The organism is Qipengyuania benthica, from assembly GCF_030717865.1.
In the GTDB taxonomy this organism is placed as follows: Bacteria; Pseudomonadota; Alphaproteobacteria; order Sphingomonadales; family Sphingomonadaceae; genus Qipengyuania; species Qipengyuania benthica.
Window position 1 is genome coordinate 194,811 of sequence record NZ_JAVAIL010000002.1, and the last position, 22,706, is coordinate 217,516.

General features: G+C 66.4%; 20 protein-coding genes and 1 tRNA gene. 3 read left to right on the plus strand and 18 right to left on the minus strand.

Features of this window, described 5'->3' with window-relative positions; translation table 11 throughout:
- Positions 1 to 67: 67 nt before the first annotated feature.
- Complete coding sequence (locus Q9K01_RS06240; RefSeq protein ID WP_305929355.1) at positions 68 to 1,096, minus strand: SPOR domain-containing protein; 1,029 nt, start codon at positions 1,094 to 1,096, stop codon at positions 68 to 70.
- Entirely contained in the window at positions 1,080 to 2,099 is a 1,020-nt protein-coding gene (locus Q9K01_RS06245; protein WP_422785298.1) for a lytic murein transglycosylase, read from the minus strand. Before Q9K01_RS06245 ends, Q9K01_RS06240 begins: the two co-directional genes overlap by 17 nt.
- A gap of 142 nt (positions 2,100 to 2,241) precedes the next feature.
- Between Q9K01_RS06245 and Q9K01_RS06250 the strand changes: the two genes are divergently transcribed.
- Positions 2,242 to 2,331 (plus strand) — tRNA-Ser (locus Q9K01_RS06250).
- 27 nt (positions 2,332 to 2,358) lie between these two features.
- Here Q9K01_RS06250 and Q9K01_RS06255 read toward each other — a convergent pair.
- From Q9K01_RS06255 to Q9K01_RS06275, 5 genes are all read right to left on the minus strand, one after another.
- Positions 2,359 to 2,532 carry a hypothetical protein gene (locus Q9K01_RS06255; protein ID WP_305929356.1) on the minus strand — a complete coding sequence of 58 codons (174 nt, stop codon included), beginning with the start codon at positions 2,530 to 2,532 and terminating at the stop codon, positions 2,359 to 2,361.
- A 98-nt stretch (positions 2,533 to 2,630) separates the two neighbouring features.
- Entirely contained in the window at positions 2,631 to 4,040 is a 1,410-nt protein-coding gene (gene lpdA, locus Q9K01_RS06260; protein ID WP_305929357.1) for a dihydrolipoyl dehydrogenase, read from the minus strand.
- Positions 4,041 to 4,327: 287 nt separating this feature from the next.
- Positions 4,328 to 4,750, minus strand: coding sequence for an acyl-CoA thioesterase (locus Q9K01_RS06265; protein WP_305929358.1), 423 nt, complete (start codon positions 4,748 to 4,750; stop codon positions 4,328 to 4,330).
- Positions 4,747 to 5,253 carry a hypothetical protein gene (locus Q9K01_RS06270; protein ID WP_305929359.1) on the minus strand — a complete coding sequence of 169 codons (507 nt, stop codon included), beginning with the start codon at positions 5,251 to 5,253 and terminating at the stop codon, positions 4,747 to 4,749. The genes Q9K01_RS06265 and Q9K01_RS06270 overlap by 4 nt, the downstream gene beginning before the upstream one ends.
- Positions 5,250 to 6,599 (minus strand): pyruvate dehydrogenase complex dihydrolipoamide acetyltransferase, encoded by a 1,350-nt coding sequence (locus Q9K01_RS06275; protein WP_305929360.1) that lies wholly within the window; start codon positions 6,597 to 6,599, stop codon positions 5,250 to 5,252. The genes Q9K01_RS06270 and Q9K01_RS06275 overlap by 4 nt, the downstream gene beginning before the upstream one ends.
- Before the next feature lie 142 nt (positions 6,600 to 6,741).
- On the opposite strand from Q9K01_RS06275, the gene Q9K01_RS06280 reads away from it, so the two are divergent.
- Positions 6,742 to 7,194: a universal stress protein gene (locus Q9K01_RS06280; RefSeq protein WP_305929361.1), complete on the plus strand. Its 453-nt coding sequence runs from the start codon at positions 6,742 to 6,744 to the stop codon at positions 7,192 to 7,194.
- A 27-nt stretch (positions 7,195 to 7,221) separates the two neighbouring features.
- On the opposite strand, the gene Q9K01_RS06285 is transcribed toward Q9K01_RS06280, so the two are convergent.
- The 10 genes from Q9K01_RS06285 to radA form a co-directional block, all read right to left on the minus strand.
- On the minus strand, positions 7,222 to 7,737 hold the full coding sequence (locus tag Q9K01_RS06285; RefSeq protein ID WP_305929362.1) for a peroxiredoxin-like family protein: 516 nt from the start codon (positions 7,735 to 7,737) through the stop codon (positions 7,222 to 7,224).
- A gap of 69 nt (positions 7,738 to 7,806) precedes the next feature.
- On the minus strand, positions 7,807 to 10,209 hold the full coding sequence (rnr, locus tag Q9K01_RS06290; RefSeq protein WP_305929363.1) for a ribonuclease R: 2,403 nt from the start codon (positions 10,207 to 10,209) through the stop codon (positions 7,807 to 7,809).
- Between the two features lie 22 nt (positions 10,210 to 10,231).
- On the minus strand, positions 10,232 to 11,587 hold the full coding sequence (locus tag Q9K01_RS06295; protein ID WP_305929364.1) for a M28 family peptidase: 1,356 nt from the start codon (positions 11,585 to 11,587) through the stop codon (positions 10,232 to 10,234).
- A 115-nt stretch (positions 11,588 to 11,702) separates the two neighbouring features.
- The gene (proS, locus tag Q9K01_RS06300; protein WP_305929365.1) at positions 11,703 to 13,247 is read right to left on the minus strand and encodes a proline--tRNA ligase; all 1,545 of its coding nucleotides are present in this window, start codon (positions 13,245 to 13,247) and stop codon (positions 11,703 to 11,705) included.
- A gap of 101 nt (positions 13,248 to 13,348) precedes the next feature.
- Positions 13,349 to 13,921 carry a polyhydroxyalkanoate synthesis repressor PhaR gene (gene phaR, locus Q9K01_RS06305; protein WP_305929366.1) on the minus strand — a complete coding sequence of 191 codons (573 nt, stop codon included), beginning with the start codon at positions 13,919 to 13,921 and terminating at the stop codon, positions 13,349 to 13,351.
- A 95-nt stretch (positions 13,922 to 14,016) separates the two neighbouring features.
- Entirely contained in the window at positions 14,017 to 15,051 is a 1,035-nt protein-coding gene (locus Q9K01_RS06310) for an alanine racemase (RefSeq protein ID WP_305929367.1), read from the minus strand.
- Positions 15,044 to 16,708 carry an MFS transporter gene (locus tag Q9K01_RS06315; protein ID WP_305929368.1) on the minus strand — a complete coding sequence of 555 codons (1,665 nt, stop codon included), beginning with the start codon at positions 16,706 to 16,708 and terminating at the stop codon, positions 15,044 to 15,046. Before Q9K01_RS06315 ends, Q9K01_RS06310 begins: the two co-directional genes overlap by 8 nt.
- Positions 16,709 to 16,761: 53 nt before the next feature.
- Positions 16,762 to 17,202 (minus strand): iron-sulfur cluster assembly scaffold protein, encoded by a 441-nt coding sequence (locus Q9K01_RS06320; RefSeq protein ID WP_305929369.1) that lies wholly within the window; start codon positions 17,200 to 17,202, stop codon positions 16,762 to 16,764.
- On the minus strand, positions 17,199 to 17,738 hold the full coding sequence (locus Q9K01_RS06325) for a CvpA family protein (RefSeq protein ID WP_305929370.1): 540 nt from the start codon (positions 17,736 to 17,738) through the stop codon (positions 17,199 to 17,201). Before Q9K01_RS06325 ends, Q9K01_RS06320 begins: the two co-directional genes overlap by 4 nt.
- A 22-nt stretch (positions 17,739 to 17,760) precedes the next feature.
- Entirely contained in the window at positions 17,761 to 19,128 is a 1,368-nt protein-coding gene (radA, locus tag Q9K01_RS06330) for a DNA repair protein RadA (RefSeq protein WP_305929371.1), read from the minus strand.
- Between the two features lie 71 nt (positions 19,129 to 19,199).
- Between radA and Q9K01_RS06335 the strand changes: the two genes are divergently transcribed.
- Positions 19,200 to 21,518 (plus strand): patatin-like protein, encoded by a 2,319-nt coding sequence (locus tag Q9K01_RS06335; RefSeq protein WP_305929372.1) that lies wholly within the window; start codon positions 19,200 to 19,202, stop codon positions 21,516 to 21,518.
- Between the two features lie 51 nt (positions 21,519 to 21,569).
- Here Q9K01_RS06335 and dnaJ read toward each other — a convergent pair whose 3' ends face one another.
- Positions 21,570 to 22,685: a molecular chaperone DnaJ gene (gene dnaJ, locus Q9K01_RS06340; protein WP_305929373.1), complete on the minus strand. Its 1,116-nt coding sequence runs from the start codon at positions 22,683 to 22,685 to the stop codon at positions 21,570 to 21,572.
- Positions 22,686 to 22,706: the final 21 nt, after the last annotated feature.

The following is a 22,706-nucleotide window of genomic DNA, read 5'->3' on the forward strand; positions in this document are numbered from 1 at the left end:
GCGGCTGCCAGGCAAAGTGCGACGGTTCGGATCAAGTGTGCTCCCGCCTCCGGGAACACCCGGTGGCCTATCTCAGCGTTACAATCTGAGCGCCGCTATAACCGGCCCCGCGCACCTTGGCGAGCGCGGCCGAGGCCTGTCCACGGGTGGCAAACGGACCGGCTCTCACGCGCCAGAGTCTCCCGAACGGCTCAAGATAGCCATCGATATTCCGGGCCACCCGCTCGGCCGCCGCCTTGGACGAATAGGCTCCGGCCTGGACCGCGAAATTGCCGCTGTCCGCCGGTCTGGGAGCTTGATCGGCGATTGTCGCAGCTACGGAGCCTGCGTTCTGCACAACGCCCGGCGCAGCATCGGGTGCCGCGATGGTGCCGACGGTTACCTCGTCCTCGATCGGGATATGGGCGGATGGTGCACCGGTATCGGGATCGACGGATCGGACCGCCGTGACTTGTCCGGGAGCGGTACCGGCCCCGCCAGCCTCGCCATCGTCATCGCGCCGGGTCAGCGACACCGAGCCGACTGCGGGAAGCTTGCGCTTGAGAACCTCGAGCAGGCCCGGCGGCGTTTCCATGCGCAGGCTCGCCGCAAGGTCGGCACGCAGTTCGGCACGGTCTTCCTCGGGCGGGTTGACGCGGCGCACGCGGACTGGAGCGCCCTCGGCAACGCCGAGCTGTGTCCGGGCATCGGGCGACAGCGCGATCAACCGCGCATTGGTCATCGGCCCCCGGCGTTCGACCCGCACCAGAATTGTCCGCCCGCTGTCGAGCGAGGTAACTTCGACATAGCTCGGCAATGGCAACGTGCGATGGGCGGCGCTGGTCCCGACCGCGCCCGGCTCGTCCAGTGTCGCGTAACCCACTTCATCATAATTCAGCACGTCGACGGGGGTGTGGGTGATGCCATCGATCGTGAACGGCTCGCCGATTACCACCGGATAATCGGCCTGCGGACCCGTCTGAGCCCCGCTCTCGATTGCTCCATCGGAGACCGCTGTCAAGCTTTCGCCGGCGTTCGCTCCCGATATGCAGGAGGCGAGCGCGAAGCCGAGCGCGACCGGTGCGAAGCGGGTCAGATTTTTAACGGGCGATCTCATCTGCTAGCAAACCCACACTCATGGCGTAGTAATTCGAGCAGTTATATTCGAGGATGACCCGATAATTTGACGTTAACAGCCAAGCCGGGCTCCCGGGGCCATCGGGCTGGAACAGCGAGACCAGCGTGGTGTCCGCCAGCGGTCGGAGCGGCCGTATGCCCAGTTCGCGCCATTCGGCGACAGTCTTGAACTGACTGTGGCGCTCGTGCACCCGCGGGCAGACTGGGGCGACGAGTTCGGTATCGACTGCGGCGGTGTCGAAGCCGCGCGGCACCGCAGCGCCGACGCCCCAGGGCTGGCCGGTCCGCCAGCCGGCGTCGCGGAAGTAATTGGCGATCGACGCCAGCGTGTCGGCGCGGTTGGTGAAGATATTGGCTCTCCCGTCGCCATCGCCATCGGTGGCGAGGCGCAGGTAGACGCTGGGGAGGAATTGCGGATTGCCGAATGCGCCAGCCCAGCTGCCCTGCAGTTCGGAACGCGAATATCCCTTGTCGGCGACCTGGAGCAGAGCGAGAAACTCGTTCTCGAAAAGATCGCGGCGGCGTCCTTCCCAGGCCAGCGTGGCCAGCGCCTGCGACAGGTCGAACCCGCCGCGGACCCTGCCATAAGCCGTTTCGTGGCCCCAGATCGCGACGAGGATCTCGCCAGGCACGCCAAACTCGCGTTCGATAGCGGCGAGCGTGCCGCGGGCGTCGGCATATTCTCGGCGCCCGGGGGCGATCCGCGCCTGATCGACATGCCGCTCGATGTAATTGGACAAGGGCGGGTACCCCGAGCTCGTCGGCGAGCCCGGCTGTGCCTGATCGAGCTCGATCACACGGCTGCTGGGTTCGAGCCCGGCGGTCATCCGCGCGATTGTGGGCTCGCTAACGCCCTGCGCCCGTGCTTTCGCCATCAGCAATTGCACATAGGAGTCGAAGGACATGTTCTGCGCATAGGCAGGCTGCACGGCGAACACTGCAGCGGCCATGGCAAGGGTCTGGTACAGGCGTTTGAATTTCATGGGCGCTCCCTCGCATATCGCCAATGAACGCGATATGTCTTGCGTCACCTATCCCTGGGGCGCGGCGCGGTTCCCGACCGGACGGCCCGAGTGCGTGGGGGCGTGACAATCGCGCCCGCGCCCAGTAACGGCGGCAGCCAGCGGACAGGTGGCAGAGTGGTCGAATGCACCGGTCTTGAAAACCGGCAAGGGTGCAAGCCCTTCGTGGGTTCGAATCCCACCCTGTCCGCCACTGCTGCTCGCCTATCCGTTCCGATGGTTACCTCTTCTTGTTGACCAGCGATTGGTCGCGGCGCTGCTGGAGCGGGTAGTCCTGCGCCTTGACGCTGGACTGGTGCTTGAGGGCACTGTGATCCTCGACGATGCCGCCATCGCGGTCGCCCAGATCCTCGTCCTTCTCGCCTTGCGGATCGTCGTCGATTTCATATTCCATCTGGCTTCTCCTCGCAGGTTCAACCCATGAGGAGGCAAACCGGCCCGGGCGCGGGCGACGAGCCGACGGATTGATGCGCCAGGCCGCAGCCAGTTGGCTCAGATATGCAGTGCGCGGTCGTAGGCGGCGAGCACGCTTTCGTGCATCATCTCGGAAAGCGTAGGATGCGGGAAGACCGTCTGCATCAGTTCGGCCTCGGTGGTCTCGAGCTGCTTGCCTACCGTATAGCCCTGAATAAGCTCGGTAACTTCGGCGCCGATCATATGCGCACCGAGCAATTCGCCGGTCTTAGCGTCGAACACCGTTTTGACGAAGCCCTCCGCCTCTCCCAGCGCGATCGCCTTGCCGTTGCCGATGAACGGGAAGCTGCCGACCCGGACCTGGTGCCCGTCCGCTTTCGCCTTGGCTTCGGTCAGACCGACGCTGGCGATCTGCGGATGGCAATAGGTGCAGCCCGGAATGTTGGCCCGGTCGAGCGGGTGCGGGTGCACTTCCTTGTTTCCGAGCTCCTGCGCGATCGCCTCGGCGGCGGTGACCCCCTCGTGGCTCGCCTTGTGCGCCAGCCAGGGCCCGGGCGTACAGTCGCCGATCGCCCACAGGCCCTTGGACTTGGTGCGGCCATAGGGATCGATCTGGATGAAGCCGCGGTCCATTTCGGCCAGCTTCTCGAGCCCCACCTCCTCGGTGTTCGCGACGATGCCGATGGCGACGATCACATGGCTGAACTCGGTCTCAGCGATCTTGCCGTCGCTGCCCTTGATCCGGGCGGCGATACCCTTGGTGCCGACCTCGAGACCCTCGACCCCGGCACCGGTCTGTATCGTAATCCCTTGTTTGGTCAGCGATTTTGCGAGGAAGGCGGAGATCTCCTCGTCCTCGACCGGAACCACGCGGTCGAGCATTTCGACCACCGTCACATCGGCACCCATGTCGTTGTAGAAGCTGGCGAACTCGATCCCGATCGCACCCGAGCCGATCACCAGCAGCTTGCTCGGCATCTCCTTGGGTGTCATCGCATGGCGATAGGTCCAGACCCGCTCGCCATCCGATTTCGCGAACGGCAGCTCGCGCGCCCGCGCACCGGTGGCGACGATGACGTGCCTGGCTTCGAGCTTCTCTTCGCCCTTTTCGCTCTTCACCGTCAGCGATGTCGGTCCGGTCAACCGGCCCTCGCCCATGTGGACCGCGATCTTGTTCTTCTTCATCAGATGCGTGATGCCCTGATTGAGCTGCTTGGCGACGCCGCGGCTGCGCTTGACCACCGCGTCCAGATCTGCCTCGATCTCCTTCGCCTTGAGCCCGTAATCGCCCGCGTTCTGCATGTAATGGAAAATCTCGGCGGAGCGCAGCAGCGCCTTGGTCGGGATGCAGCCCCAGTTGAGGCAAATCCCGCCGAGCAGCTCGCGCTCGACGATCGCGGTCTTCAGCCCGAGCTGCGCGCAGCGGATCGCGGCGACATAGCCGCCCGGTCCGCTCCCCAGAACGATTACGTCGTATTTCTCAGCCATGCGAACCTTGTGTGTTGCGGTGCCCGGCGCGCGCCAAGTCCACAGCGGGACCTGACACGGCGGCGGGTTTCAAGACGTGCGGTTTGTGCCGCTGCGCCGCGGAATTCTGCCGCTTTGCGCAAAAGGCGGTGTGGCTTTCGGATTTGCGAAAGTCACAGCGATGCGTGGCCTTTCCCGCGCCGCGAGCCGGTGACCCTGAACCGCTAAACGGGCGCTGGAGCGATGCGGAAGAAGCGTTGCGAATCATGCTCCGACTATGCCCCGGCAAACCCCCTGTAGGAAAGCGTTCAGGCATCGTTCTGGGCGCCGGCTTTTTCGCGCAGCGGTAGCGCCGCCTCGGCGGAGAGCCGCACCGGGCGCGGGCGATCCTCGTCGTCGAGCAGGACGAATTTGAAGGTTCCCTCGGCGACGCGGGTGGTCGCCTCGCCATTGCGCTCGCGAGCGATCGCCTCGGCCTCGACGGTCATCGAGGTCTTGCCGACCGCGGCGATCTCGCAATAGACCGAGAGCTCGTCGCCCACCGCCATCGCGCCGGGAAAGGCGAAATCGCTGGCCGAGACCACAACCGCCTTGCCCTGCCCCGCCCGGCTGGCGAGCGCGCCCGCACCCAGCGCCATCTGGCTCATCAGCCAGCCGCCGAACACCCCGCCATAAGGATTGGTATCGGCGGGCATCGCGGTGACGCGGATCAACGGGATGCGCTCGGTCATGACTGGCTTCCCATCAGGCGGATGTATTCCTCGCGGACCCAGCCCGAGCGGCAGGGGCCTTCGTAAACCGTGGCGCTGGGTACCGGGGAGCCGGTGCCGCAATCGAGCAGTTCCTCGATCTCTTCGCCTTCTTCTGCCGCGGCAGGCGGGGGCGGATAGACTATGCCGATCCAGCCGCCGACCTTCTGGCACATGGCAACGCCGGTTCCCGCGGCCAGTTGGTCGACTTCCGCCGCGCTTCCTGCGGGAGCGGCGCGCACGGTCAGCGTGTCCTCGCCGCGGGGATTGAAGCTGGTAACCTCGCCGTAGCTGGCGCAGGCCGCGAAGCGCCGCCCGTCGAACCCGATCTGCACCGGGCGCTCGTCGACCACGGCGGCTTCTTCGGCGGATTGCATATCGTAAGTGCGCGGCTCGCCCGGGTCGTTCTGGTAGTCGCAGGCGGCGAGCAGAAGCGCGAAGCCGCAGAGGAATGCCACCGTGCGCGAGGAACGTCTTTCGATCAAACCACCAGCCCCATCGGGTTTTCGCACAGGTTCTTGAAGGCTTCCATCAATTGCGCGCCGTCGGCGCCGTCGATGGCGCGGTGGTCGAAGCTGCCGCTGGCGGTCATCACTGTGGCGACCTGGAGAGCGCCGTCGATCACGTAGGGGCGCGGTTCGCCCGCACCCACCGCCATGATCATGCCCTGTGGCGGGTTGATCACCGCGTCGAACTGCTTGATCCCGAACATCCCCAGATTGGACAGGCTGGCGGTGCCGCCCTGATATTCATGCGGCTGCAATTTGCCCTCGCGCGCCTTCTCGGCCAGCGCTTTCATCGTGGTGCTGATCGAGGCGAGCCCGCGGGTATCGGCCTCGGTGACGATCGGGGTGATCAGCCCGCTGGGCGCCGCGACCGCCACCGAGACATCGGCGCGGGAATATTTGTGGATCGTCTCGCCCTGGAAGCTGACGTTGCATTGCGGCACCCGCATCAGCGCGCGCGCCAGCGCCTTGATCAGCAGATCGTTGACCGACAGCTTGATTCCGTCCGCCTCAAGCGTGGCGTTGAGCTGCTTGCGCAAATCGAGCAGCGCATCGAGCCGGACATCGACCGCGAGATAGTAATGCGGGACCTGCTGCTTGCTCTCGGTCAGGCGGCGCGCGATGATCTTGCGCACGCTGGAGAGCTTCTCTTCCTCGTAGGGCGCGCCGTATTCGCTCTCGGCGGGGGTCTTCGACGGCTTGCGCGGCGCGGCCATCTCGGCGGTGGAATCGTTTCGCGATTTCGCCGGTGCCGCGCTGCCCGCTTCGGCGGCTTCGACATCGGCTTTGACGATCCGGCCGTTGGGGCCGCTGCCGGTCAGACTTGCGAGATCGATACCCTGCTGCTCGGCGATGCGTTTGGCGAGCGGGCTGGCGATGATGCGATCGCCCTCGGGTGCGGGTGCGGGGGCGGGTTTGGGAGCGGATTGGGATGCGGGCTTGGGCTCCTGCTTGGCATCAGGCTCCTTACCCGCATCTTTGGCACCATCATCCGTACCGGCCGAGCTTGTCGCAGCGGGTGCGGCTTCGTCGCTCTCATCGGAAGAGTCCGCACCGGCCTTCGCCACCGCATCCACATCCTCACCCTCTTCGCCGAGCATTGCGATCACGGTGCCGACCTTGACCCCTTCGGTGCCTTCCTCGACCGCGATCGAGGCCAGCGTACCTTCGTCCACTGCCTCGAATTCCATCGTCGCCTTGTCGGTCTCGATTTCGGCCATGATGTCGCCCGAACTGATCGTATCACCGGGCTTCACCAGCCATTTGGCGAGTGTGCCTTCCTCCATGGTCGGGGACAGGGCGGGCATCTTGATGGCGATCGGCATGGGGTGGAGCGCGTCCTCGCTGCGTCGGAATTGCGTGCCGCACCTCTGGCCAATTTGCCCGCTTCCCGCAAGGTTCTTGCGCAGACCGTCGATAGGCTGGATACCCCCGCGTCAAAGCGGATTGGACAAGCGGAGAGAGCGGATGCGCAAATATCTGGTCGTCATGGACGAGACCGAAGAGGCCAAGAGCGCGCTGCGCTTCGCCAGCCACCGCGCCGCGCAGACCGGCGGATCGGTGCATATCCTGGCGCTGGTGCCGCGGCAGAATTTCAACGCCTTCGGCGGGGTTCAGGCGACGATCGAGCAGGAAGCGCGCGAGCGCGCCGAGGTCATGGCGAATTCCGCGGCGGGCAATATCTTCGCCGAGAGCGGCAAGATGCCGCAGATCGCGGTGCGGCTGGGCGATCCGGAGGCGATCGTGCGCGCCTATCTGACCGAGCGCGAGGATATCGCCGCGCTGGTGCTGGGCGCCAGCGCCGAGGGCGGACCGGGCCCGCTGGTGAGCCATTTCTCCGCGCATGCCGGATCGCTGCCCTGCCCTCTCTACATCATCCCCGGAGCGCTCGACCGCGAGGCGCTGGACCGGCTGGCCTGATCGCGCCCTGTGCCCGAGCGCGGCGGCTCAGGTGAGTGTGCCGCGGGTCGGGTAGTCCTGCTTGGCAATGAAATCCACGCTCTCGAGCAGCTGGTCGAGATCGGGCCGGGTGAACGGCGCGCTCTGGACGACTTCGAAATACACCGAGCGATCGGGCTTGAGCAGGAACAGCGCCGGTTCGGAGAAGACCTCCGGTTCCTCGCTGTCGGGGCGCGCCTGCGACAGGAACAGTCCCCATTGCCGCGCCTGATCCTCGCTCAGCGAATGCGCCAGCGGGAGGTCGCGCGTGTCCCACTCCTTATGCGCACTCGCGGCGCGCTCGGGCGAATCCATCGACACGGCAAATACGTTGATCCCGCGGCGGGTGAACTCCTCCAGCCGTCCGCCGAGCTGCGTCAGATAGCGCTTGCAGATCGGGCAATGACTGCCGCGATAGAACACCAGCATTGTGAAGGCGTCGGGGCGCTGGTCGGACAGCACGAAACGCGCATCAATGGTCAGCGGCAGATCGAGATCGGGCGCGGTGGTGGCGGGGGTGAGCATCAAGCAGTCTCCTCTCGCCATCCAATGAGCGCGGAGCGCGGCTGTTCCGGATGCCCGCTGCCAGCGCGGCTACTTCTTCTTGCGCCCTTGGTGCCGGATGTTGGCGGGCCTGCCGCGCTGCCCCTGCGGGTGCTTGGCGGGCGTGGATTTGCCCTGCCCGGCTTCGCGCTGCCCGGACTTGCCATGACCACTCTTGCCCTTGGTCGAAGCGCCCTTGCCGCCGCGTCCGCCCGACTTCCCGGTGCCCGACTTGCTGCGACCGCCGTCGCGACCATCGCCGCGCCTGCCGCGCGGCTCGATGCCTTGTCCTTCGCTGTCGGGCACTTCGAACTTCAGCGCGCCGGTCAGCGCATTGGCTTCGGCAAGCTTGAGCTTGAGCCTGTCGCCCACCGAATAGCTGGTGCCGCTGCCTTCGCCGACCAAGGTCTGCGAGGCCTCGTCATAGCGGAAATATTCGCGCCCCAGCGTGGAGACCGGGACCAGCCCGTCGCCGCCGAGCTTTTCGATGGTGGCGAAGAAGCCGAAGCCCTGCACCCCGGTGATGCGGGTGTCGAAGGTCTCGCCCACCCGGCCCGAGAGCCAGGCGGCGACATAGCGGTCGATCGTGTCGCGCTCGGCCTCCATCGCGCGGCGTTCGGTCTGGCTGATCGCGTCGCTGATCGCCTGCAGCGAATCGCGGTCGCGGTCGGCGAGGCCGGTCCCGGCGGGCAGCCCGCCATCCGGCCTGGGCTGTTCGAGCTTGTAGGCGTCGACCAGCGCACGATGGACCAGCAGATCGGCATAGCGGCGGATCGGCGAGGTGAAATGCGCATAGGAGCCCAGCGAAAGCCCGAAGTGCCCGGCGTTGGCGGGGCCGTAATAGGCCTGCGTCTGGCTGCGCAGCACCGCTTCCATCACCAGCGCCTTCTCGGCCTCGTCGGTGACATCCTTGAGCAGGCGGTTGAAGAGGCCGGGCGTGATCACCTGTCCGAGCGCAATCTTGCGGCCCTGCGTCGCCATATATTCGCGCAGCGAGATCAGCTTTTCGCGGCTCGGCGGTTCGTGGATGCGATAGACCACCGGCGCGGTCTTGGCCTCGAGCGCCTTGGCCGCGGCGACATTGGCGGCGATCATGAAATCCTCGACCACTCGGTGCGCCTCGAGCCGCTCGCGCACCGCGATCTCCTCGATCTGGCCCTTGTCGTTCAACCGCACCTGCCGCTCGGGCAGGTCGAGCTCGAGCGGATCGCGCGCGGTGCGCGCCTCGTGGAGCAGCTTCCACGCCCCCCACAGATGCGTCAGGAATTCGGGCGCGTCCCCGCTGTCGATCGCGGCCTGCGCGTCTTCATAGGCGATGTTGCGCGCCAGCCGGACGATCGCACGGGTAAAGCGCCATTCGGTAATCTGTCCCTTGGAAGAAATCCGCAGATGGCAGGCCATGGCCGCGCGATCGACATCCTGCTTGAGCGAGCAGACATCGGCGCTGAGCACTTCGGGCAGCATCGGCACGACCTGATCGGGGAAATAGACCGAATTGCCGCGCTTGCGCGCTTCCTTATCGAGCGCGCCGCCGGGGCGGACGTAGAAGGACACGTCGGCAATTGCGACGATCGCGCGATAACCGCCCTCGCCGTCCGGCTCGGCCCAGATCGCGTCGTCGTGATCGCGCGCATCCGCGGGATCGATCGCGACGATCGGGACCCCGCGCAGATCCTCGCGCTTGTCCTCGGAGAGCGGCAGCTTGGCGGCCTGCTTCGCCTCTTCGACCACCTCGCCGGGAAAGACATGCGGGATGCCGTGCTTGGCGATGGCGATCATGCTGAAGCTCTTGGGCGCCAGCGGATCGCCGACCACCTCGACCACCTTGACCCCGGCGCGCGGCGAATTGCCGGTGCGCTCGACGATCACCAGCTCGCCGTCCTCGGCCCCGCCGAGATCGGAAATGGGCGAGGAATTGCGGATCTTCTTGTCGACCGGGGCGAGCCAGGCCTTGCCGGCCTGATCGATCTCGACGACTCCCATCAAGCCTTCGCTGCGCGCGGGCAGCTTCTTCATCGGGTGCGCGCGCCAGCCGTGCTCGGTCTGCTCGGTGCGCGCCAGGATGCGATCGCCGCGTTTCAGCGCCGCGTGCTTCTTGCTTTCCTTGACCAGCAGCCGCTGCGGCTTGGATTCGGCATCGTTATCGGCATCGCCGTCCTTGCTCTCGGGCTCGGCGTAGAGTTCGCCATCCTCGATCGAGACGATCTTGAGCACGGTGACCTTGGGGAGATCGCCCGCGCGATGATAGGCGGTGCGCTTGCCGTTGATTAGCCTGTCTTCGGCCATCTGCTTGAGGCGCTTCTTGAGCGCGATCTTCTCTTGGCCCTTCAGTCCGAATGCCTTGGCGATCTCGCGCTTGCCCGCGGCGCCATCGTAGCTCTGGATGAACTCGATGATCTCGGTCTGTGAGGGCATGCCGGCGGTGCGGCGATTGGTATCGTTTTTCTTATTCATGCCCCGCCATATGGGGTCGTGCCTAGTCGCTGTCATCCTCTTCGGCAGCTAACGGCGCGAAATGCCCCGCCGGGACTGCGCTTGCCACCGGGCTGCAGGCGCCTTGCGCGGAACAGGCATTGACCCCGAAGAACCAGTCGTCGCCGCGCACTGCAGTCAGATCGACGCGGAGGTCTTCGGCACCGGGCACGACCACCAGCGGCTCGGCTTCCCAAGTGGGCTGGTCGGTGCGGCGGCGATAGACTTCGTAGCTGGCCGCGCCGGGAACCGGCTGCCATTCGATCAGCGTCGAGGTGCGAACCGCAGCCTGCGCGGTGGGGGCCGGCGGCATCGGCACGGAGGCCAGCGTTTCGAGCGCGCGGACGTTGAGCTGCGTCACCTTGGCGAGATAACCGAAATCCATCTCGTCCACCGTATCGCCGTAGACGGTACCGCCTTCGGTGCGCAGGTCCTGGTGCTGGTGGTCGTAATCCTCCACCGCGACGCTGAAACGCACCGCGGGATATCCGGCTTCGAGGAAGGGGATCTGGTCCCCGCCCCGGCCCATGCGATCGACCCGCCAGATCTGGCGGACATCGAGCCCCGACTCGTTCTGCGCCGCGAGATCGTCGATCCAGCGCGAGAGATTGCGGCTGGGAGAATCGTTCTCGCCGCCTTCGCGGCGTTGCGAGGCGCGCAAGGCATCGGTGAGATCGGCGCGCGGTCCTTCAGAGAAGACCCGCACGTTGTCGGGATCGCAATAGCCGTCGCTGCCGCAGCTGTTGCCGACGACGTCGTTGTTGAGCACCGCCTTGACCGTATAACCCTGCTTGCCGAGCCAGTCGGCCAGCAGCCTGCCGCCGTAGAGCCCCTGCTCCTCGCCCGAGAGCAGCGCATAGACGATCGTGGTCGGATGGCTCTCTTTCGACAGCACCCGCGCAGCCTCGATCACCAGCGCGGTGCCCGAGGCGTCGTCATTGGCGCCGGGCGCGTCGCTGGTGAAATCGGAGACATCCGACACGCGGCTGTCGATATGCGCCTGGACGACCACGACCTCGTCGGGGCGCTCGCTGCCGCGCTGGATGGCGACGGCATTGCGCAGCCGCGTGGGCGTCGGCACACGGCTGCCCTCGATCATCCGCTCGGGCAGCACCACTTCGAGGCAATTGCCGCAATCGGCCGATACGCGCCCGAATTCAGCGGCGCCCCAATCCACCGCAGCACCGATGCCGCGCTGCGGATCGGTCTGGCTGGACAGGGTATGGCGGGTGCCGAAAGAGACGAGCTTCTCCACATCGGCCCGCAGGCGATCGGCGGAGACTTGCTCCGCCGGCTCGGATTGGGCGGCAAGCGGTGTGGCGAGGGCGACGGCGGCCAGAGGCAGGAGGATCTTTTTCATCCGCACACGCTCGCCGGTTTCGCTCGCAGATACAAGTGTTTCGTCCGCTTCTCGGCGTCGTGCGTCTCGGACGCCCGATCGTCGCCCCGGACCTGATCCGGGGCGACGGATAGGCTCAATAGGCGCGCGCCAGCAGCACCCGCTCGACTGCGGGCTCGCCGGTAAAGATGCAGGCGCCATCGGCGGGCGCCGCATCGACGGGCACGTTGCGGACGGTCAGCTTGAGCGCCTTCAAGCGCTCGACCACCGCATCGAGCGCCGCCCCGGTGGGCTTGCTCCATTGCACCTCGAGCCAGCCGGGATAACGCTGGTCCTCGGCGAAATGCGCCTCGACCGCCGCCATCTCGGTGACGTCGCGAATGATGTTGGCCTCGCGCCGCTTTTGTGCTTGGGCGAGCAGCCCGCTGTGGATTTCGTCCAGCATCGCGGGGAGCGCCTCGCCGAGGCCTTCACGCGACGGGTTTTGGAAAGCGGGCTTGCCGGTGCTCGCATCCCACAAACCGTCGCGGCGCAGCAGCGAGACCACGCCCTGCTCCATGTCGCGCCCGCCGACTTCGACGATCACCGGCGCGCCCTTGCGCACCCAGTCCCAGCGCTTGGCCGCGGCCTTGCCCGGCTTGGTGTCGAGCAGCACGCGCAGCTTCTCGCCGAACGCGCTCCGGCCGACAAGCATGCCGCGCAATTCCTCGCAATAGGCGAGCAGCGCCTCGTCCTCGGGCTTGTCGCGCAGCATCGGCAGGATCACCACCTGCCACGGCGCGATCTGCGGCGGGACCCGCAGCCCGTCGTCGTCGCCATGGGTCATGATCACCGCGCCGACCATGCGGGTGGACACGCCCCAGCTGGTGGTGTGGCAATAGGTCTGGCCGCCCTCCTTGTCCTGGAACTGGATGCCGCTGGAGCGCGAGAAATTCTCGCCGAGATAATGGCTGGTCCCGGCCTGGAGCGCCTTGCCGTCCTGCATCATCGCCTCGATCGACCAGGTCTCGACCGCGCCCGGGAAGCGCTCGTTCTCGGGCTTCTCACCCGCGATCACCGGTAGCGAAAGATCCTCCTCGGCGAAGGCGCGATAGACCTCGAGCATCCGCAGCGTGTGCTCCTTCGCCTCGGCGGCGTCGGCATGCGCGGTGTGGCCTTCCTGCCAGAGGAACTCGCTGGTGCGCAGGAACATCCGGGTGCGCATTTCCCAGCGCACGACATTGGCCCATTGGTTGAGCTTCAAGGGCAGGTCGCGCCAGCTGCGGATCCAGCGCGCCATGGCATCGCCGAAGATCGTTTCCGAGGTCGGGCGGACCACCAGCGGCTCTTCCAGCTTGGCCTCGGGATCGGGGACCAGCCCGCCGTCCTTGCCGGCGATCAGCCGGTGATGCGTGACCACCGCCATTTCTTTCGCGAAGCCTTCGACATGCTCGGCCTCGCGCTCGAAATTGGCGAGCGGGATGAACAGCGGGAAATAGACGTTTTCGTGACCGGTCGCCTTGATCCGGTCGTCGAGCAGGCGCTGCATCCGCTCCCAGATGCCGAACCCCCAGGGCTTGATCACCATGCAGCCGCGCACCCCCGATTCCTCGGCCATGTCGGCGGCGGCGATGACTTCCTGATACCAGGCGGCGAAATCCTCGGCGCGGCGGGCGGTCAGGGCGTGGCGAATCTCGGCCATCAAGCAATCTCGTTCATTGAAGGGTTGTCGCCGCAGCCCCTAGCCGCAGCCGTCGAGGCTAGTCGAGCCGGGTTTTGCGCAGGATGCGGAGAAAGGCGCGGTCAGCCGTCGAGCTCGTCGAGCTTCTTCTGCATTGCCGCCATCTGCTCGCGCATCTGCGCCAGCTCGTCTCTGGAGACAGGCTCGGCGGCAGGCTTGGCGGCGGGGGGCTGGCGTGAGGACGGCTTGTTGCCAGGCATGAAAACCTCGGCCGCGTTCTGCATCAGCTTCAGATTGGTCTCCACCATGCGGGCCATCGGGTTGGCCTCGACGCCTTTCTGAAACGCCTCCTGCAATTGCTCGCGATTCTTGCGGAAGCTGGCCATGCTGGCTTCGAGATAGCTGGGCATCATGCCTTGCATGGAATTGCCATACATCGAGATCAGATCGCGCAGGAAGCTGACCGGGAGCATCTGTTCGCCGGTGCTTTCCTGCTCGACGATGATCTGGGTCAGGATGGTGTGGGTGATGTCGTCGCCGCTCTTGGCATCGATCACCGAGAAATCGACATTCTCGCGAGTCATCTTCGCCAGATCGTCGAGCGTGATGTAACTCGAGGTGTCGGTGTTGTAGAGCCGCCTGTTGGCGTATTTCTTGATGACGATGGGCTCGCCCTCGCGCGCGCGCTTGGCCATTTGGATCGATCCTCTCTCTGCCCCATTTTCCGGGTCCATGCTGCATTAGCACCTGCACAATGTGCAGCGCAACAAGGGGCGAAACCAGCGCCCGGTCAGCGGAAGCGTCTGCCCAGCACCGTCAGCAATTCATATTGCGAAAGAGCGGTTTGCCGCGCAGCATCGGGGAGATGATAGGGCAGCGAAACCCAGTCGCCTTCGCGCAAGTCGGGAGCTTGAGCGAGATCGATCACGATCATGTCCATAGACACCCTGCCCAGGATCGAGAGCCGTCGTTCACCGCTTGCGAAGTGCGCCCCCGCCCAGCTGCGCAGGATGCCGTCCGCATAGCCGAGCGAGACCACCCCCACACGCATCGGTCCAGGCGCGGTGAAGGTCGCGTTATATCCCACCGTAGCCCCTGCAGGAACATTGCGGACCTGCAGCAAGGCGGCTTCGGGCCATCCGACCTGCCGGATGCGGTCGTTGAATTCGGGACGCGGGACGCCGCCGTATAGCGCTAGACCGGGGCGGGTGAGGTCGCAATGGTAGTCCGGGCCAAGCGCGATCCCGGCGCTGTTGGCGAGGCTCGTCTGGCGATGGGCTACCTGCGGAACGACGGCGCGGAAAGTCTCGAGCTGTCGCGTGTTCATCGCGCTGTCCTCGTCGGCGCAGGCGAGATGCGACATCAGAACTTCGACCTCGAGCCGCTGGATCAGTGGATCGGCGACCTCGGCAGGGCCGATCCCAAGCCGGTTGATCCCGCTGTCGATCATCAGGTCGCAGCGCCCTCCCCCCGTTTCGGTCCACACTTGGGCCTGCTGGAGACTGTCGATCACCGGCCGCACCCCGGTGGCGCGGGCATAGGCCGCCTGGGCAGGGTTCAGCACACCGTGCAGCACCGAGAGCTGCGCGGCCGGGACATGCGCCAGCACCGCCTCGACCTCGGACCAGTGCGCGACGAAGAAGTTCCGGCATCCCGCATCGAGCAGCACCGGCAGACAGCGCGCGACCCCCAGCCCGTAGCAATCGGCCTTTACTGCCGCTCCGGTGAGCGCCGTTCCCGACATCGCGTCGAGCGTGCGCCAATTGGTGGCCAGCGCGGCCTCGTCGAGTACGAGCCGCAGGGTGGCCGGAGGCGCTTCAGCCATCGCTGGCGATCTCGTCGGAGAAATCGCGCGGCGGGCCGCCGGGCAGTCCCCACCACACTACCGCGAGCCCCAGCGCGACCACCACCCAAGTGTACCACAGCCCCGCATAGACATCGCCCGAGCGCGCGACAATGATCCCCGAGATCAGCGGCAGGAAACCCCCGAGATAGCCGGCGGCGATGTGATAGGGGATCGACATCGAGCTGTAGCGGATCCGCGGCGGGAACAGTTCGGCGAGCAGCGCCGCGACCGAGCCGTAGGTCAGCGCCGAGAGCAGCCCCAGCACCAGCAGCAGCGCGACGATGCCGAGGATGTTTGCCGGCGGCGGTGCCTTGCGCTCGAAGTCGAAGCCCTGGGCGGTCAGCGCGGCCAGGAGCCCGTCGCGCCGCGCCATGCCGTCGGCGAACCACACCTCCTGCAGCGAGATTGTCTCGTCGCCGACCGTCAGCGACAAGATCCGCGCGGGTTCGACGCTGTAGGGAACGCCGCTGGCGGTCAGCGTCTCGAGCAGCTTGCCGCAGCGGGTCTGTTCGCGGTCGAACAGTTCGGTGAAGGGATCGGTAGAGCACTCGCTCCCCGCGACCACCACCGGGTTGTCGCGGGCGGCCTCGGCGAGCCCCGGATTGGCGAGGCTGCCCATCCCCCAGAAGATCGGGAACAGCAGTACGAGGCTCAGCAAGGCGCCGATGACAATCGGGCGGCGGCGACCGATCCGGTCCGACCAGCGCCCGATGATCACATAGAAGCTCATCGATATCAGGCCGGCGACCAGCAGCATCCATTCGACCGCGCTCTCTTCGAGCCGCATCGGTCCGCGCAGGAAGGACAGCCCCGAGAAAAAGGCGGTGTACCAGATGGTAGTGAGAATCCCCGTCACCGCGAAGGCGATCACCAGCCGGCGCTTGTTGCGCGGATAGGTGAAGCTCTCGACGAAGGGATTGCCCGCGGTCTCGCCCGCCGCCTTCATCGCCTGGAACACCGGGCTTTCGGACAGCTTGAGCCGCATCCACAGCGAGATTGCGAGCAGGATCAGCGACAGCAGGAAGGGCACCCGCCAGCCCCAGGCGGCGAATTCCGCCTCGTTGAATACCGCACGGCAAGCGATCACCACCGCGATCGAGAGCACGAAGCCGCCGACCACGCTGGCCTGGATGAAGCCGGTGTAGAAACCCCGCTTTTCGGGCGGCGCATGCTCGGCGACATAGATCGCCGCGCCGCCATATTCGCCGCCCAGCGCCAGCCCCTGAAGAATACGCAGGCCGATGACGATGATCGGAGCGGCGATCCCGATGCTCGCGGCGGTGGGGATCATCCCGACCCCCGCGGTCGCCACGCCCATCAGCGTGACGGTCACCAGAAAGGTGTATTTGCGCCCCAGCCGGTCGCCCAGGAAGCCGAACAGGATCGCGCCGAGCGGGCGAAATCCGAACCCAACCGCAAAGCCGGCCCAGACTAGCAGGATCTGCAGCGTCTCATTGTCGCTGGGGAAGAAGGCCGCGCCGATCAGTCCGGCCAGCGTGCCGTAGATGAAGAAGTCGTACCATTCGAAGATCGTCCCTGCCGAGCTGGCGGCGATCACCAGGCGAATTTCCTTCTCGCTGGGCTCGCGCGACGCTTGTGCCACAGCGGTCTCGTTCGCGCTCGTGCTGGTGGTCATGGTGGCGTCCCCTCCCCTTCTGCCGCGCTGTTGCCGCGTGCTTGGCGCGGGGTCTAGCGCGCAGCCGGAAGGTTGGAAAGCGCGGCCAGCGCGGCTCTCCACGGCAACCGGATCGCCTCGTGGCGCCCGGCGTGCGGCAGCGCAGGATCGAGCGCCTCGAGCCCGGGCCAGGCCGGGCGATCGCCACAGCCGGCCAGCCAGCCGTCCACTCCGGCGAGGCTGCGCTTCAGCGACGCGGCATCGCGGCCATGCGCCTGGCGCACGAAGATCGCCGCCGCCGCCTGCCCCACCGCGCAGGCGCTGACCCGCATTCCGATCTCGGCGATGGCGCCGTCCTCATCGGCGGTGCAGCCCAGCGCAAGCGTGCTGCCGCAGCTGCGCGAACGCGCTTCGCCGTGCAGCGTCAAGCGGTCGGTCAGCGGGTAATCGGCCAGATCTACCGCGAGGCCGAGCAGCGCGGGCGAATAGAGCACGGCGGTGCTGCTGGTCCTCATTCCGCGCCGCCGGCCGCTTCTGCCGCCTCGCGTTCGTCGCGCAATTGCGCCCGGCGCTCGGCGACCATTTCAACCATGCTGCGCGAGCTGGCATCGACGAAATCATACGAGCGGGCGCCGGAAATCCAGTCGGGCCGACCCTTGAAGCCCCAGACGCTGTCGTAGCCGAGCACCAGCAGCGAAAAGGCGATCACCACGATCACCGCCCCCTTGAGCGCGCCGAAGCCGAAGCCGAGCACGCGATCGATCGGCCCCAGCACCGCGCCGCGCGAGACCCCGCTGACATTGCTGGCGATCACTTTCATCGCGGCATAGGGAATGAGCAACAGCAGGGCGAAGGCGAGCACCGCCGTGCTGATGTCGGGCCCGGCGTAATCGGCAAGCGCCGCGGTCAACGGCTTGTGCAGGAAGCGGATGGCCAGAACCGCGAGTGTCCAGGCGACGAGCGAGAACACCTCCTGCACGAAACCGCGCATAAACCCGCCGGCGGCGGCCAGGCCGACGATTCCCAGAACTATCCAATCGAAACCCGTCATTCACACTTCCAACCCGCCAGAACTAGCTACCTCCCATGACGCGATCGACGAGAATGGGCAACTGGCCGACCTCGCGATATTCCAGCTTGGCGGCAGCATGATCGACGTCGCGCGGCCCGAATCCGCGCTCGAAACCCAGCTTCGCCGCCTCGCGCAGCCGCAGCGGCGCATGCGCGACCGGGCGGATCTCGCCCGCGAGCGAAACCTCGCCCAGCCAGACGCTGCGTGCGGGCAGCGGCTTGTCGGCGAGCGCGCTGACCAGCGCCGCGGCGACCGCCAGATCGGCGGCGGGATCGGACAGGCGATATCCTCCGGCGACGTTGAGATAAACTTCCGCCGAGCTGAAATTGAGCCCGCAGCGCGCCTCGAGTACCGCGAGCAGCATCGCCATCCGGCCATTGTCCCAACCCACCACCGCGCGGCGCGGGGTGGCACCCGATTGCAGCCGGACGATCAGCGCCTGGATCTCGACCAATACCGGGCGGGTGCCCTCCATCGCCGGGAACACCGCGCTCCCGGCAAGCTGTTCCTGACGCCCGGAAAGAAACAGCAACGAAGGATTGGCGACCTCTTCCAGCCCCTCGCCCGCCATCGAGAACACCCCGATCTCGTCGACCGCGCCGAAGCGGTTCTTGAGCGCGCGCAGGATGCGGTACTGATGGCTGCGCTCGCCCTCGAAACTCATCACCACATCGACCATGTGTTCGAGCACCCGCGGCCCGGCGATCGAACCATCCTTGGTGACATGACCGACCAGCACCAGCGCGACCCCGTTTTCCTTGGCGTAGCGGATGAGCTCGAACGCGCAGCCGCGCACCTGGCTGACCGTTCCCGGAGCGCCCTCGATGGTGTCGGAGTGCATCGTCTGGATCGAATCGATCACCAGCATTGCGGGCGGATCGCCCTGCCCAAGAGTGGTCAGGATATCGCGCACGCTGGTGGCGGCGGCGAGGCGCACGGGGGCATCGGCCAGCCCAAGCCTTCCGGCGCGCATCCGTACCTGCCCGGTGGCTTCCTCGCCGCTGACATAGACGCATGCCTTGCCCGTGCGCGCGATCGCCGCCGCCGCCTGGAGCAGCAGCGTCGATTTGCCGATCCCCGGATCGCCGCCCATCAATATCGCCGAGCCGGGCACCAGCCCGCCGCCCAGCGCGCGATCGAATTCGGCGAGCCCGGTGGTCTGGCGCACCGGCAGCGCGCCGGGCTTGTCGAGCGAGACGAATTCGATTCCCCGCCCGCCGCTCGACAGATCGTGTTTCTGCGCGAACACGGTCGCGGGTGCGTCCTCCACCAGCGTGTTCCATTCCGCGCAATCGGGGCATTGCCCCTGCCAGCGGTGTGAGAGGCTGCCACAGGCCTGGCAGACATAGCGGCGTTTGGGTTTGGCCATGACGGCGCGATAACCGGAACGTTTCAGGAACGCAATTGCCTTCGCGGCGCGGCTGCGCCACTGTCGCCGCGATGCGGCAAAAAGAACTCAGGATTGCGCTGGTCTGCTATGGCGGGGTCAGCCTGGCGGTCTACATGCACGGGGTCACCAAGGAAGTGTGGCATCTTGCGCGCGCCAGTCGGGCCTATCACGACGGCGACGAGAAGCCCGGCGGAGTGGCGGGGGTCTATCGCGATTTGATCGACCACATCGAACGCGAGCGGCAGTTGCGGCTGCGCGTGCTGCCCGACATCCTCACCGGGGCGAGCGCGGGCGGGATCAACGCGGTGTTCCTCGCGCAAGCCGTCCATTCGGGTTATTCGCTCGACCCCCTGACCGATCTCTGGCTCGACATGGCCGATGTCGACGAATTGGTCGATCCCGACGCCCGCCCGATGTGGCGCTTCGCCAAATTCTGGTCTGAGCCGCTGGTGCGTTGGGTGCTCACCCGGCCCGGCAATCTGGTCAGCGAGAGCGTGGCGCCCGAAACCCGGGACGAGGTGCGGCGCAAGGTTTCGCGCTTCATCCGCGGGCGCTGGTTCGAACCGCCGTTCAGCGGTGCGGGCTTTTCCGCTTTGCTCGAACGCGCTTTCGCGGCGATGGAACGGACCGCCCCCGAAGCGCCGCTGCTGCCGCCGCGGCACCCGCTCGACCTGTTCGTCACGGCAACCGATTTCCACGGCCATCTGTCGCTGCTGCGGCTCAACAGTCCGCCGGTGGTGGAGGAAAGCGAGCATCGGATGCCGATCGATTTTCGCAGCCGGACGCCCGCTGCGGGCGGGCGGGACTTCGCCGATCCAGTCGAGCTCGTGTTCGCCGCGCGGGCGACCGCGAGCTTCCCTGGCGCTTTCCCCCCGCTGCAGGTGGCTGAGATCGATGCGCTGGCGGAAAGGACCGGGCGCAACTGGCCCGGCCGGCGCCATTTTTTCGAACGAATCATGCCGGTCCACCTGCGCGAGAACACGCTCGATGAGGTCGCGCTCATCGACGGCTCGGTGCTGGTCAACAAGCCCTTCGAAGGCGCGATCGCGGCGCTGAGGGGGCGCCCGGCACAGCGCGAGGTCGACCGCCGCTTCGTCTATGTCGATCCCCGCCCCGACCGCTCGAGCGCGCTGCGCGAGCTGGAGAAGAAACCGGTCGGCTTCTTCTCGGCCATTTTCGGCTCGCTCTCCACGATCCCGCGCGAACAGCCGATCCGCGACAATCTCGAAGCGCTCGAGGAGCAGAGCCGCGAGGCGCTGCGGCTGCGGCGGATCGTGGCGCGCTTGCGCCCCGATGTCGAAGGCGCGGTCGAGCAATTGTTCGGGCGGACGCTATTTCTCGACAAGCCGACCGCGCGCCGGTTGAGCAATTGGCGCCAGCGCGCGCAGACTGCGGCGGCCGAGCAGGCGGGCTACGCCTTCCAGTCTTACGCCCAAGCCAAGGTTTCGGGGATCGTCGCGCGGCTCGCCAAGCTGACGCTGCAGGCCGCGCCGCAATTGGGCCTGCCCGATGCACAAGCCATCGAAGCGGTGTTTCGCGAGGAACTGGCGCGCCGCGGGCTCGAGAGCCTCTCGGCGCCGGGGGGCGGCGCGCACGAGGGGGCGATCGCGTTCTTTCGTTCGCATGATCTGGGCTTCCGCATCCGCCGGCTACGGCTGCTGGCGCGGCGGCTGGCGCGCGACTGGGAAGCCGATCCCGATATTCCTGATGCGGCGCTGGAGACCGCCCGCGACTCGCTATACGCGATTCTCGCGCTCTATTTCGATCGCGAAGGGCTGACGGCGCTGGGGCCGGACTTCGAGAAGCTGGCGGAGAACGTGCTGCTGGATCCGGGCGCGGTACTCGACCATCTGGAGAATCGCCGCCTGCTCCCGCAGGTCGACGATCAGGCAGAACTGCTGCTCGCCGAGGCGCTGACGCTGATGCCCAAGGACCTGAAGCGGCGGATGCTGCTGACCTATCTGGGTTTCCCCTATTACGATGTCGCCACCCTGGCGCTGCTGCGCGACGAGGGGCTGACCGAATTCGATCCCGCCAAGGTCGACAGGATTTCGCCCGAGGATGCCCGCAGCATCCGCGAAGGCGGTACCAGGGCGACCCTGCGCGGCACCGAATTCTACAATTTCGGCGCCTTCTTCAGCCGCGCCTATCGCGAGAACGATTATCTTTGGGGTCGGCTCCATGGGGCCGAGCGGATGGTAGACCTGCTCGGCTCGACGCTCGAAGACAGTCTCGCCGAGGAGGACAACCGCAGCTTCAAGCGCGCCGCCTTCCTCGCCATCCTCGACGAGGAAGAGGCGGCGGACCGCTGTTCGTCCGGACTGATCCGCTCGCTCCGCGCCGAGGTCGAGGAGCGCCTGCCAGAATAGCGGCGGTCAGAATAGCGGCGGCCAGAATAGCGGCGGCCAGAATAGCCGCGGCTAGGCGCCCAAGACGGTCTTGAGCTTTTCGAAGAAGCCGCGGCTTTCGGGGCATTCGTCGCCGGTTTCGGTCTCGCGGAACTGCTCGAGCAACGAGCGTTGCTCCTTGGTGAGCTTGGTCGGCGTCTCGACCGCGATTTCCACCACCAGATCGCCGCGACCGCGCCCCTGCAGCACCGGCATGCCGGCGCCGCGCTGGCGCAATTGCTTGCCCGACTGAATTCCCGCCGGAATGGACAGGGTGACCGTTTCGCCGGCGAGGTCGGGAATGTCGATTTCGCCGCCGAGCGCAGCCTGGGTGAAACTGATCGGCACGCGCGTTGCGAGCGTGGTGCCCTCGCGCTGGAAGATCGCATGCGGGGCGATATGGACGAAGATGTAGAGATCGCCCGGAGGCGCGCCCTGCGGCCCCGCTTCGCCCTTGCCCGAGAGCCGGATACGCGTGCCGGTATCGACGCCGGGCGGAATTTCGACATCGAGCGTCTGCGGCGTATCGATCCGCCCTTCGCCGCGACAGCTGCGGCACGGATCGGTGATCACTTCGCCGCGACCGTGGCAATTGGGGCATGGCCGCTCGACCACGAAGAAGCCCTGTTTGGCGCGGACCTTGCCATGGCCCTGGCAAAGATTGCAGGCGCGCGCCCGGGTTCCGGGCCGGGCGCCGGTCCCGTGGCAATCCTCGCAATGTTTCGAAACCTCGATCTCGACTTGCGTCTCCTTGCCGTGAAAGGCTTCTTCGAGCGTGACCTGCATGTCGTAGCGCAAATCGGCGCCGCGCCGCGGCCCGCGCTGGGCCCCGCCGCCGAAGGCTTGGCCGAAGATGGTCTCGAAGATATCGCCGATATCGCCGAAGCCCTGCTGTCCGGCGCCGCCGCCCATGCCCTGCTGGAAGGCTTCCATGCCGTAGCGATCATAGGCCGCGCGTTTTTGCGGATCTTTCAGGCAATCATAGGCGACGCTGATCGCCTTGAACTTGGCTTCGCTTTCGGAGCAGCCCGGATTGCGATCCGGGTGGTGCTTCATCGCGAGCTTGCGATAGGCGGATTTGATAGTCCCGCCGTCGGCATCGCGAGAGACGCCCAGCAATTCGTAGAAATCGATTTCGGTGGCTGACATAAATTCTCCCGCCCGATACCT